This window comes from Alloalcanivorax sp., from assembly GCF_964221125.1.
Lineage (GTDB): Bacteria > Pseudomonadota > Gammaproteobacteria > Pseudomonadales > Alcanivoracaceae > Alloalcanivorax > Alloalcanivorax venustensis.
In genome coordinates this window covers 20,962-33,520 of sequence record NZ_CAXPXK010000028.1, presented here as the reverse complement: position 1 = coordinate 33,520, position 12,559 = coordinate 20,962, and the positions used below count along the sequence as shown (strand labels likewise).

General features: G+C 67.2%; 8 protein-coding genes. 1 reads left to right on the top strand and 7 read right to left on the bottom strand.

The features are described from left to right. Positions 1 to 77: 77 nt before the first annotated feature. Genes ACEQZD_RS03780 through ACEQZD_RS03770 form a run of 3 tightly spaced genes read right to left on the bottom strand, consistent with a single transcriptional unit; the run spans position 78 to position 2,692 of the window. Complete coding sequence (locus ACEQZD_RS03780) at positions 78 to 1,061, bottom strand: S49 family peptidase (protein WP_370184086.1); 984 nt, start codon at positions 1,059 to 1,061, stop codon at positions 78 to 80. Next, positions 1,062 to 1,739, bottom strand: a complete 678-nt coding sequence (locus ACEQZD_RS03775) for an HAD-IA family hydrolase (protein WP_370184083.1) — start codon at positions 1,737 to 1,739, stop codon at positions 1,062 to 1,064. It abuts the gene before it with no gap. Further along, complete coding sequence (locus tag ACEQZD_RS03770) at positions 1,739 to 2,692, bottom strand: RluA family pseudouridine synthase (protein WP_214011763.1); 954 nt, start codon at positions 2,690 to 2,692, stop codon at positions 1,739 to 1,741. The genes ACEQZD_RS03775 and ACEQZD_RS03770 overlap by 1 nt, the downstream gene beginning before the upstream one ends. A gap of 665 nt (positions 2,693 to 3,357) precedes the next feature. Between ACEQZD_RS03770 and rne the strand changes: the two genes are divergently transcribed. Further along, entirely contained in the window at positions 3,358 to 6,744 is a 3,387-nt protein-coding gene (gene rne, locus ACEQZD_RS03765; RefSeq protein WP_370184080.1) for a ribonuclease E, read from the top strand. Between the two features lie 54 nt (positions 6,745 to 6,798). Here the strand turns inward: rne and ACEQZD_RS03760 are convergent, their stop codons facing one another. The 4 genes from ACEQZD_RS03760 to ACEQZD_RS03745 all read right to left on the bottom strand — a co-directional run bounded on the left by ACEQZD_RS03760 (position 6,799) and on the right by ACEQZD_RS03745 (position 12,534). Then, positions 6,799 to 8,073, bottom strand: a complete 1,275-nt coding sequence (locus ACEQZD_RS03760; protein WP_370184078.1) for an efflux RND transporter permease subunit — start codon at positions 8,071 to 8,073, stop codon at positions 6,799 to 6,801. A 68-nt stretch (positions 8,074 to 8,141) separates the two neighbouring features. Beyond that, positions 8,142 to 9,920: an efflux RND transporter permease subunit gene (locus ACEQZD_RS03755; protein ID WP_370184076.1), complete on the bottom strand. Its 1,779-nt coding sequence runs from the start codon at positions 9,918 to 9,920 to the stop codon at positions 8,142 to 8,144. Then, positions 9,917 to 11,146 (bottom strand): efflux RND transporter periplasmic adaptor subunit, encoded by a 1,230-nt coding sequence (locus tag ACEQZD_RS03750; protein ID WP_370184073.1) that lies wholly within the window; start codon positions 11,144 to 11,146, stop codon positions 9,917 to 9,919. Before ACEQZD_RS03750 ends, ACEQZD_RS03755 begins: the two co-directional genes overlap by 4 nt. Then, positions 11,143 to 12,534, bottom strand: coding sequence for an efflux transporter outer membrane subunit (locus ACEQZD_RS03745; RefSeq protein WP_370184071.1), 1,392 nt, complete (start codon positions 12,532 to 12,534; stop codon positions 11,143 to 11,145). Before ACEQZD_RS03745 ends, ACEQZD_RS03750 begins: the two co-directional genes overlap by 4 nt. Positions 12,535 to 12,559: the final 25 nt, after the last annotated feature.

The following is a 12,559-nucleotide window of genomic DNA, read 5'->3' as shown; positions in this document are numbered from 1 at the left end:
CCAACAACGCCTCTGGTATCCCGCCGGGTGGCCAAGGCCACCCTTTCGCGGGCAAGGCCCGCTCCCACAAAACTCGGTTAGCGCAGCGTGGGCGCGCCGCCTTCCAGGCCCAGGGTCTGGCCGATGCCGTTGCCGATTGAGGTGCCGAAGCGCTTCAGGAAGCGGTCCACCGGCGAGCGGGTGACGGTGTAGTCCACCATTTCCTCCAGGCCGGCCACGTCGCGGGCCACCTGCCCCGGGCTTTTCAGGCCGTCGATCAGCCCCAGCTCCAGAGCGCGCTCACCGGTCCAGAACAGGCCGGAAAACAGCTCCGGGTTCTCGTCCACTTTCAAGCGGTCGCCACGACCGTCCTTCACCGCGCCGATAAACTGCTGGTGGATCTCGTTGAGCATGGTCTGCACGTGCTCGCGGTCGGACTCGCGCACCGGCGAGAACGGGTCGAGCAGCGCCTTATTCTCGCCGGCGGTGTACACGCGGCGCTCCACGCCCAGCTTCTCGGCGGCTTCCTGCACCCCGAAGCTGGCCATGATCACGCCGATGGAGCCGACGATGCTGGCCGGGTCGGCGTAGATCTGGTCGGCGGCGGCGGCGATGTAATAGGCGCCGGAGGCGCCCATATCGGTGATCGCCGCGTACAGCTTCTTATCCGGGTATTCGGCGCGCAGCCGCTGGATTTCGTTGAACACGAAGTTCGACTGCACCGGCGAACCGCCCGGGCTGTTGACGCGCAGCAGCACCGCTTCGGCGTTCTCCGCCTCGAAGGCGTCGCGCAGCCCGCGGCTGATCAGATCGGCGCTGGCTTCGGAATCCGCCATGATCACGCCGTTCAGGTCGACCACCGCCACGTGGGGCTCGGCCACCGCCATGGCGTCCCCGGAGCGGCTGCCGGTCATCATGAACAGCAGCGCGAACAGATAGATAAAGGTCAGGCTCTTGAAGAAGATGCCCCAGCGGCGGGTCTTGCGCTGTTCCGCCTGGGCCTGGCCGAGCAGCTTCTCGAGCAGCTTCCACTCTTTACTGGTGGGGCCGCTGTTCGCCGGGTTGTTGTTGTCGGACTCCATCTACACCGTCTCCTCGAAGTGTGTTTCGCAGTCCACGCCGAGTAACGGCAGCAACTGCGGTAAAGCATCGATCACCGCCAGCGGGTGAAAGTTCATCAAACGGTCCACCGGATGGGCGCCGTAACTCACCGCCACCCGGTCGACACCGGCGTCGCGCGCCATCTGCAGATCAAAGGACGTATCCCCGACCACCAGCGCCCGCTCCGGCGCCACGCCCAGTTCGGTCAATAACTCCGTGACCATGGCCGGGTGCGGCTTGGAATGGGTCTCGTCGGCGCAGCGGGAGGCATCGAAACTGTCGCCCAGCCCACTGCTCGCCCACACCCGGTCCAGCCCCGTGCGGCTCTTGCCGGGGGCCACCGCCAGGCGCAACCCGGCGGCGCGCAGCGCCGCCAGCGTCTCGCGGGCGCCCGGGTAGAGCCGGCTGGGGCTCGCCTCGGCGGCCACGAAATGCACCGCGTAACGCTCGCGCATGCGCTCCAGATCCCGGTCGCCGATGCCCGGGTAAAGGGTGCGCAGGGCTTCCGGCAGACCCAGCCCGATGATCTCGCGCACGGCGTCGTCCTCCAACACCGGCAGACAAAGATCGGCGCCGGCCTGGTGCATGCAGGCAATGATACGCCCGGTGGAGTCCATCACCGTGCCGTCCCAGTCGAAAATCACCAATTGGTAGGCCATCAGCGTTTATCCGACCGCAGCGCCGCCAGGATGGTCTCGAAATCCTCGTCCAGCGGCGCGTTGACCTTGATGGTTTCGCCGCTCTGCGGGTGGCGGAACACCAGCGACCGGGCGTGCAGACACAGGCGGCGGTGCCCGAGCGCTTCCAGCCGCGCGTCGCCCTTGCGGCTGCCGTATTTATCGTCGCCGAGAATCGGGAAGCCGCCGAACTGGCTGTGCACACGAATCTGGTGGGTGCGGCCGGTACCCAGACGCGCCTCCACCAGGGCGGCGTCGCCGAACCGCTCCACCAGCGTGAAATCGGTCACCGAGGCCTTGCCCTCGCGGGACACCCGCACCATCCGCTCGTTGCCCTGGGTGATCTTCAGCAGGGGCGCTTCCATGCGCCGCTCGCTGCCTTTGAACCCCTGGCACAGCAGCCAGTAGCGCTTCTCCACCCCGCCCTGCTGCATCAATTTCTGCAGGCGCCGCAAAAAGCCCCGGTGGCGGGCGACCATGATGCAACCGCTGGTGTCCCGGTCGAGCCGGTGCACCAGCTCCAGGTTGCGCTCTTCCGGATAGAGCACCCGCAGCGCCTCGATCAGCCCCAGGCTGACCCCGCTGCCGCCGTGCACCGCCAGCCCGGCGGGCTTATTAAAGATGAAGATCTGATCGTCCTCGTAGAGCAGCGCCCGCGCCAGCCGCTCGGCCAGCCCGCCGCTGACCACCGGCGGCGCCTGGGACTCGCTGGTGCGCACCGGCGGCACGCGCACCACGTCGTCCACGGCCAGGCGCGTGGTCTGCTTGGCGCGCTTCTTGTTCACCCGCACCTCGCCGGATCGGATAATCCGATAGATACGCGAACGGGGCACACCCTTGAGGTGGGTGATCAGGAAATTATCAAGGCGTTGGCCGTCACGGCCTTCATCGATGGTAACGAAAGTGACGCGATCGGCGGCGGGGGTATCTGACATGCGGCGATTCTAGCCAAGCGGGCGCGGCTCCGCCAGCGGTGTCGGTGTTCACGGCGCGCTCATGCCTCGCCCATCTATCTGATTGATCAGACTGTGATTTTACTGGTATAGTCAGCCGTCGGCCCGGGCTGGCCAACGGCGACGCGCAGCGACCATTCGCCGTCGGTACACCAAAACCCGCCAGCCCGCCCGACAAGAATCGAACGGGCCCGAAAGGCCCCGACGCTGCAGCCAATCCCCCGGCGGCAACACAACTCCCCGGCGGATTACCGACAACCAACACCAGGTGGTCTGCGGCACAGGTCGAAGACATAGCCGGGCTGCCGGCGAGCAGCGCCAATAGCGCCCCTTGCCGACACCCCAACCGGTACACAGACGGTAAAGTTTACCCGGCACGGCGCGTTTGACGCGCCGGGCACAGCGTAACGCGGATAGAGGGGCCAAGGCCCCGCCAGCAACGCCAACGGCACAACTTCACAAGCCCGGAGAGGAACAGGAAAGGTAGAAGACAGGCAGATTACCAACGTCGTCCGAGCGCCCAGCGCCGCCACGCGTGAGCATTGCCTGCTCGCCACTCTTCCGCCTCCCCACCAGGGTAAGAGGTCTGATACCGGTATTGATACCGGCCCGCTGCATGCCGCCACGAACCTTGTGGTAGCACAACAATGAAACGAATGTTAATCAACGCCAGCCATCCGGAAGAAGTCCGGGTGGCGCTGGTGGATGGCCAGAGACTTTATGATCTGGACATCGAGCATCGCACCCGCGAACAGAAAAAAGCCAACATCTATAAAGGCAAGATCACCCGCATCGAGCCGTCCCTGGAAGCCGCCTTCGTGGATTTCGGCGCCGAGCGTCACGGTTTCCTGCCCCTCAAGGAAATTTCCCGCCAGTACTTCCAGAAAGACCCCAAGGACATCCAGGGCCGCATCAATATCAAGGATGTGATCAAGGAAGGTCAGGAAATCATCATTCAGGTGGACAAAGAGGAGCGCGGTAACAAAGGCGCCGCGCTCACCACCTTTATCAGCCTGGCCGGCCGCTACCTGGTGCTGATGCCCAACAACCCGCGCGCCGGCGGCATTTCCCGCCGCATCGAGGGCGAGGAGCGCCAGCAGCTCAAGGAAGCCCTGGGCAGCCTGGACATCCCCGACGAAATGGGCGTGATCGTGCGCACCGCCGGCCTGGGCCGCGGCGCCGAGGAACTGCAGTGGGATCTTAACTACCTGCTCAAGCTGTGGGGCTCCATCGCCGAGGCGTCGGAAACCCGTAAAGCGCCCTTCCTGGTGTACCAGGAATCCAACGTCATCATCCGCGCGATCCGCGATTACCTGCGCAAGGACATCGGCGAAGTCCTGATCGATTCCGAAAAGGTCTACAACGAGGCCCAGGCGTTCGTGCAGCAGGTGATGACCGATTTTCAGCACAAGCTGAAGCTGTATAACGACGACACGCCGCTGTTCTCCCGTTACCAGATCGAATCGCAGATCGAGACCGCCTTCGAACGTGAAGTGAAGCTGCCCTCCGGCGGCTCCATCGTCATTGATCCCACCGAAGCGCTGGTGTCCATCGACATCAACTCGTCGCGCGCCACCAAGGGCGCCGACATCGAGGAAACCGCGCTGCAGACCAACCTGGAAGCGGCGGAAGAGATCGCCCGCCAGCTGCGCCTGCGCGACATCGGCGGCCTGATCGTGGTCGATTTCATCGACATGGGCCCGGCGCGCAATCAACGCGAAGTGGAAAACCGCATGCGCGACGCGCTGGAAGCGGACCGTGCCCGTATTCAACTGGGCCGTATCTCCCGCTTCGGCCTGCTGGAACTGTCCCGCCAGCGGCTGCGCCCCAGCCTCGGCGAGACCTCCAGCATCGTGTGCCCGCGCTGTGACGGCCTGGGCCACATCCGCGACGTCAAATCCCTGGCCTTGAGCATCCTCCGCCTGATCGAGGAAGAGGTGATGAAGGAACGCACCGGGGAGATCCAGGCCCAGGTGCCGGTGGCCGTGGCCACCTACCTGCTCAACGAGAAGCGCCCGGTACTGCGGGAAATCGAAAGCATCCACAAAGTGCGCGTGCTGATTATCCCCAACCCCAACCTGGAAACCCCGCACTTCCAGGTCGAGCGCATTCGCGACGACCAGACCAAGGCCCAGGTGAGCCACGAGCTGGAGCTGCTGGAAGGCCAGCAGGACCCGGCCACCCTGTCCGCCCAGGACACCGAAATCAAAACCCAGGAGCCGGCGGTGAAGCTGGTGGCGCCGGACACCGCGCCGCCGCCGCCCAAACCGCAGCCGGAGCCGAAACCGGAAGCCACCGCCGCCAAGGCGCCCTCCAAGAAGCCCGCCACCGCGCCGAAGCCGCCGCTGGAGCCGGGTCTGCTGGCCCGTTTCTTCACCTGGCTGGCGGCGCTGTTCAGTGCCTCCGAGGACGAGAAACAGCAGCTTGACGGCAAGCGCGACGGCCAGCGCGGCAACCGCCAGAACCGGGACGACAAAGCCGACGCCCGGGGCAACAACAACCGTGGCGGTGATAACCGCCGTGGCGGCCGCCGCAACGGCGGCAACCGCAACCGGAACGCCGACGGCGATAACCGGGGCGGCGACGGTCGTGGTGGCGATAACCGTGGCGAGAACCGCAAGGACGACAACCAGGACGGCAAGAGCGAAGGCGGCAACCGCCGTGGCGGCCGCAACCGTCGTGGCGGCCGTGGCGGCAACCGGGGCGGTGACAACCGCAACGGCGACAACCGTGGTGCCGACAACCGAAGCGACGACCAGAAAAGCGCCGACAGCGGTAAGCCGGAGTCCAAGCAGGACAATAAGCAGGACGCCAAGCCGGATAACAAAGGCGAGTCCAAAGGTGGCGCCGGCAAAGGCCCGCGCAAGGACGACGGCCCCAAAGCCCAGCGCCGCACCGACAGCAAGGACGACCGTCCCCTGCGCGAGCGCCAGCGTCCCGGCGCCCAGGACAAAGCGGCCCAGGATAAAGGCGCCCAGAGCGACGACCAGGCCACCGCCGGCGGCCCGCCGCCGCGCATGACGTCCGAGGACAACACCCCCGGTCGTGATCAGGAGCGTGGTGACAGCCGTCCGCCCAAGGCCAAACTGGTGCCCGCCGAAGAGCACGGCGAACCGAAAACCGCCGCCGCCAAGCCGAGCGCGGAACAGGCCACCGAGGCTCAGGCGCCCCAGGCCGCCGCCGCCCGTCAGGAAGAGCAGCCCAAGGCCGCCGCGCCGGCGCCCTCTGCCGAGGCCCCTTCAGCCAAAGCGCAGAAGCCCGCCAGTCAGGAAGCGCCGTCAGCTAAGCCGGAAGAGCCCTCAGCCAAAACGGAGGAGCCCTCAGCCAAAGCTGAAGAGCCTTCAGCGAAGGTGGAAGAGCCTTCAGCTAAGGTGGAAGAGCCCTCAGCGAAAGTGGACCAGCCTTCAGCCAAGGCGGAACAACCGTCAGCGAAAGCAGACGAGCCCTCGGCTAAAGCAGACGAGCCCTCGGCTAAAGCGGAGGAGTCCCCGGCTAAGGTAGAGGAGCCTTCAACTAAGGCAGAAACCCCGTCAGCCAAAGAGGAAGAGCCTTCCGCCAAGGTAGAAGAGCCTTCAGCCAAGGTTGAGGAGCCCTCAGCGAAGGTAGAAAAGCCTTCAGCCAAGCCGGAAGGACCTTCAGCAAAAGCCGAAGAAGCTCCGGCCAAAGAAGCGTCTTCAGCGAAGGCGGAAGAGCCTTCACCCAAGGCGGAGGCACCTTCTTCCGAGCAGGCGCCTTCACCGGCAGCGGATCAGGTCCGCCGTGCCGGCAACGACCCGCGTGACCGCAAACCAGGCCAGCCGGTACCGCAGCCGGAACGCCAACCCGCCGCCAAGCCCGCACCGGCCGCCGAACAAGCGCCGGCCAAGGCGGAGACCGGCGAAGCGGAACAGCCGGCCACCCCGGCGTTCAGCAAGCCGGTGGCGCCGGAGCGTCCGGCCGGGCGCGCCAGCAATGACCCGCGCCTGCGCCGCCGTCAGCAACAGGCGGAACAAGCCGCCCGGGAAAATTCCGGCGACGGCAACCCCGGTGCCTGATCGGTCCACCCGACGGTCACACCAATAAAAAACCGCCCTTCGGGGCGGTTTTTTTTATGCGCCGTCGGAATACTTGAAGGCCCGGCGGCGCGTGTCGATGGCGCCCATGAGGTCGTCGAGGGCCAGGTAGAGGCACGGCACCACGAACAGAATCAGCGCGGTGGCGAACACGATGCCGAAGCCCAGGGACACCGCCATGGGGATCAGGTAAGCGGCCTGCAGGGAGGTTTCGAAGATGATCGGCATCAGCCCGGCGAAGGTGGTCATGGTGGTGAGAAGAATCGGCCGGAAGCGGCGCAGGCCCGCTTCATAGACCGCCTGGGCCGCGCCCAGCCGGTGCCGCTGGCGGTTGGCGTAGTCGACCATGATCAGCGAATCGTTCACCACCACCCCGGCCAGGGCGATGATGCCCATGAAGCTGACCAGGGACAGGTCCATGCCCAGCAGAATGTGGCCGAGCACCGCGCCCACGGCGCCGAACGGAATCGCCAGCATCACCACCAGCGGCTGCAGGTAGCTGCCGAACGCCACCGCCAGCAGCGCGAAGATCACCCCCAGCGCCAGGGCGAAGCCGCCCCACAGCGCCGAGGTGGATTCGCGCATGTCCGCCTGGCCGCCCTGGAAGGTCCAGGTCAGGCCCGGGTAGTCGGCGCGCAGTTGCGGCAGCAGCTCGTCGCGGACCACGGCGAGCACCTGGCTGGTGGCGCTTTTCGGCAGCACGTCGGTGCCCACGGTGATCACCCGGCGCCCGTCGCGGCGGTCGATGGAGCGGAACGACTCGCTGATGGTGACGCTGGCCACGTCGGTCAGCGGCACTTCGCCGCCCTCCGGCAGCTGCACCACGAAGGTGTCCAGGTAACGCAGGTCCTGGCGCTCCTCTTCCGGCAGCCGCACACGGATTTCGTTTTCGTTGATGCCGCGCAGCTGGCGCAGCGCGATGGCGCCGTAAAACGCATCCCGCAGCTGCCGGCCCACCTCGGCGCCGGTGAGGCCCAGGGCGTCCGCCTGCGGCGTCAGGCTGACGTCGAACTGCGGTTTACCGGTGGTGTAGCTGTCGTTGACGTTGCGGGTCTGGGACAGGCCTTTCATGGCGTTCAGCAGGCGCTCGCTGGCCTTGGCGAGCACGTCGATATCGGTATGGCTGAGGTCCACACTGATATCGTCGCGCCAGGAGCCGGGGCCTTGCTCCGCCTCGAAGGTGATCTGATCGACGCCCTTGAAATCACCGATCTGGTCCCGCCACAGCTCGACGATCTGCTGCACCGTCATGTCCCGTTCGTGTTCCGGCTTTAACACCAGCTCCACGTCGATTTTCTGCTCGCCGCGCACGTTGGTCTTGATGCCCTCGGCGTTGCGTGCCAGGTCGTTTTCCTCGAACAGCCGCTCGGTTTCCCGGGTCAGCGCCAGGGCCGCTCACCGGCCTGGCGCGGCGTGGTGCCCACCGGCAGACGGATGCCCGCTTCGATCTCGTCCGCCGGCACTTCCGGCATCATGATCATGCCCATGTGGTCGCTGCCGGCGTAGGCGCCCACCACCAGCATCAGGGTCAGGGCGGCGCTCAGGGTCACGTAGCGATAGCGCAGCGCCCGGTCCAGCAGCGGCCGGTAACCGCGCTCCACCAGCGTCTGAAAATAACCGGAGAAGCGGCGCTGCACGCGGTGCAGGGCGCGCCCGTAGACGGTCACCGTGCCCTTGCCGCTGTGCGCCAGGTGGGCCGGCAGAATGAACAGCGCTTCGAACAGCGAGATCGCCAGCACCACGATCACCACCGCCCCCAGCGGCCACCAGAAATTACCGGTGACGCCGGGCATGAACAGCAGCGGCATGAAGGCGACGATGTTGGTGAGAATACTGAAGGTGACCGGCCCGGCGATATCACGGGCGCCCTGCACCGCCGCGTCCATGAAACTCATGCCCTGCTCGCGGTACTCGTAGATGTTCTCGCCCACCACGATGGCGTCGTCCACCACGATGCCCAGCACCATCAGGAAGCCGAACATGGAGATCATGTTCACGCTCACGCCCATGGCCGGCAGGAACAGCACCCCGCCGACGAAGGACACGGTCATGCCCATCATGATCCAGAACGCCAGCCGGTACTCCAGGAACAGGCTGAGAATCACCAGCACGATCACCATCGCCAGGATGCCGTTCTTCAGCAGCATGTCCATGCGGCTTTCAAACTGCTCGGCGCGGTTGCTGTCGATGCGCACTTGAACCGGGTCGGGCAAGGTGGTCTTGAGTTCCGCCATCACCCCTTCCACCGCCGCGGCGATGTCCAGCGGCGACTGGCTGCCGGTGCGGAAGATCTCGATCTCCACCGACGGCTGGCCGTTGAAACGGGAGTGGAAACCGGTGTCCTCGAAACCGTCACGCACGGTGGCGATGTCGCCCAGGGTGACCACCGCGCCGGAATCCGCGCGGCTCACCACGATGCGGGAAAACTCGTCGGCCCACTGCTTGCGCTCTTTCAGGCGCAGCAGAATCTCGCCGTTGTCGGTGGCCAGATTGCCGGCGGGCACGTCGCGGCTGGACTGCTCGATGATCGACGCCACCTGGTCCAGGGTCAGGTCGTACTCGCGCAGCGTGGCCTGGGAAATTTCCACGCTGGTCAGGTAATCGGGCACGTCGCTGATGTCCGCGCGGGTCACCGCGGACTCGCTGAGCAGGCGGTTGCGCACCTGCTCGCCGAGCTGGCGCAGGGTCCAGATGTCCACTTCGCCGTACAGCACCAGCTCCATCACATCGCGGGTGCGCGCCTGCAGGCGCACGCGCGGCTCTTCCGCCTGGTCCGGGAAGGTGCGCACCCGGTCCACCGCCTGCTCGATGTCCTGCAGCGCCTGCATGCGGTTGGCCCCGGCCACCAGCTCCAGCTGAATCACGCCGCTGCCTTCGCGGGCGGTGGACACCATTTCCTCGATGCTCTCGACGCCCTGCACCGCCTCTTCCACCGGCATCAGCACGCCCTGCTCCACTTCCTCGGGCGCGGCACCGGGGTAGGTCACCTCCACTTCGACAACGTCGAGCTGGGCTTCCGGGAAGATCTCTTTCTGTACCTGCACCGCCATCCACAGGCCGCCGCCGAGCAGCAGAATCATCAGCAGATTGGCGGCGATGCTGTTGCGCGCCATCCACTCGATCGGGCCCACCCAGCCCTGGCGGCGCGGCGCGCTCATTCCATGGTCTCCGCGCCGGCGACGTCCTCAAGACGCAGGGCGGCGCCGTCCACCACCGTGGCCAGATCGGTGGCCACCACCTGATCGCCCTGGTCGAGCCCGTCGCTGAGGTAGACGTAGTCGTTGTCACGCAGCAGCACGGTGACGTCGCGGATATCCAGGGCGCCGTCCTCCATCACCCAGACCGTGTCCTCGCGGCGCAGCAGATCGCGGTCCAGACGCACCACGTCGTCCAGCGCCCGGCCTTCGATGGCGGTGCGCACGAAGGCGCCGAGAATCAGGCTCGGCGCGCCGGCCTCCGACTGCAACGCCAACGGGTCCTCGACGCTGACCAGCACCCGCGCCAGGCGGGCGTTGGCGTCCAGCTCGCCGACCAGCCGCTGCAGGCGGCCCTGGCGGCTCATTGACGGCCCCCAGGCGGCCTCGTGGCGCAGGGTGACGGGCGCGCCCTGCTCGCCGTCCTCTTCGGCGAAGCGCAGCCAGCGCAGTTGCGACAGCGGTACGCTGGCCGACACCCAGTAACGGTCCGTGGCCACCAGCCGGGCCAGGCTGTCGCCGGTGCTCACCTGGGAGCCGGTGGCCACGTCGCGGGACAGGATCTGGGCGTCGAAGGGCGCGCTGATACGGGTACGCTGGAGATCCAGTTCGGCGCGACGCAGGGCCGCCTCGGCGAAATCCACCCGGGCACGGGCCTGCTTCAACTGCGGCTGGCGCAGCACCAGGTGCCGGTTGCCCTCGTCCAGCTCTTCACCCAGCAATTCGAAATCCTGTTCGGCCACCGCCTGGCGGCCCTGCTCCAGTTCCAGATCGGCGCGCGCCTGCGCCAGCTCGCTGCGCCGTTGCCGCAGCGCGGCCTCGTAATCCGCCGGATCGATGCGCAACAGGGCGGTGCCCTCGGCCACCCGGCCGCCGGGCTCGAATGCCTCGGCCAGCTCGATGACACGGCCGCTGACGCGCGGCTGCAGGGTCACTTCCCGGGCCGGCACCACCCGGCCCATCACTTCAATCACCGGGGTGAAGCGGCCCCGTTCGGCGCTGCGTACCTCCACCAGCATGGCGGTTTCCCGCGCCACATCGCCGCGCGTGGCGGTGGGCTCGGTCTCGAAGATCAGCACCATCAGCGCCACGCCGGCGAGCAGAATCAGCACCGACACCAGCGCCGTCTTGCCGCGCCCGGCCCGCCCGCTCTCCGGGCGCGCGGCCTGGTCGTCCACCGTGTTGCTCATGCGTTCTCTTCCTCTTCGGGCACCGGGAAGCCGCCGGCCAGCGCCCGGTACAGGGACACCCGGAACGCCAGCAGTTCCTGGCGGGCGGTGATCAGGGTGCGGCGCAGTTCCTGGCGTTCCTGGAGCGCGCTCAGCACCTCCAGGTAACCGACCGCGCCGTTAACGTACTGAATGCGCAATTGCCGGTAGGCGCTGTCCGCCAGTTCCAGCTGCTCGCGCAGGCTCTCCATGCGCCGCTGCTGCTGGCGCTCCTGAACCAGGGCGTCCTCCACTTCCTGGAACGCCACCAGCGTCGCCTGTCCGTACTCGTAGAGCCGTTGCTCGCGCAGCGAACGGAAGCGCCGCGCCTCGGCGCGGCGCTGGCCGCCGTCGCTCAGCGGCCACACCAGGTTGCCGGCCAGGGTCGCCAGCCAGTCGTCGAACAGGGCCTCGCTGTCCGTGGTTTCATTGCTCAGCGACGCGGACAGGGTCAAACGGGGAAAACGCTCGGCCACCGCCGAGGCCAGGTCGGCGTCCGCCGCCTGCAATTGGAAATAGGCCTGCCGGAGATCCGGCCGGCGCCGCACCAGTTCCGCCGGCACGCCGGTGGCGGGCAGCGGCGGCAACGCCGGCAGGGTGCCGTCGTCGGGGAACACCACCCCCTTGGGCGGCTCGCCCAGCAGCACCGCCAACTGGTGCTCGAGCACCCGGGTGCGGGCCTGCAGGGTGAGCAATTGCTCGCGGGACGCTTCCACCAGCTGGCGCTGGCGCAGCACGTCGGCGCTGGCGCTTTCGCCGATGCCGAAACGGGCACGAATCAGCGACAGCACGTCCCGGTTGGTGTCCAGTTGGGCGCTCGCCAGCTCCTGCTGGGTGCGCTGGGTGAGCAGTTCGAACCAGGTGTTGGCCACCTCGGCGGCCAGGGACAGCGCGGCGGCCTGGTAGTCGGCGCCACTGGCCGCCACGCGGAAGGCTTCGGCGTCGGCCTGGGCGCGCACCCGGCCCCACAGATCCAGTTCGTACTCCGCCGCCAGCCCGGCGCTGAACAGATCGGTCTCACTGTCGCCGTCGTCGCGGCGCTCGGCGCCGGCGCGCGCCTCCAGGCTGGGGAACAGACCCGCTTCCTGGCGTGCCCGCACCGCGCGGGCCTGGTTGAGGCGCTCATAGGCGGCCTGCAGATCCAGATTGGCGCCCAGGGCGCGGTCCACCAGACGGTTGAGGGCGGCATCGTCGAAGGCCACCCACCACTGCTGCGGGGCGACGGCCTCGCCGGAACGGGAAAACAGCTCCGGCGTGGCCACCGGCGGCGACGACGATGGCGGCTGGCCGGCGCAGGCGGCCAGCGCCAGCAGCAGCGCGGACAGAACGGCGGCGCGCGCCCTGGGCCAGGAAACTACCAAGGGGTGCATGAACAGAGGACAATCCTGATTTCTT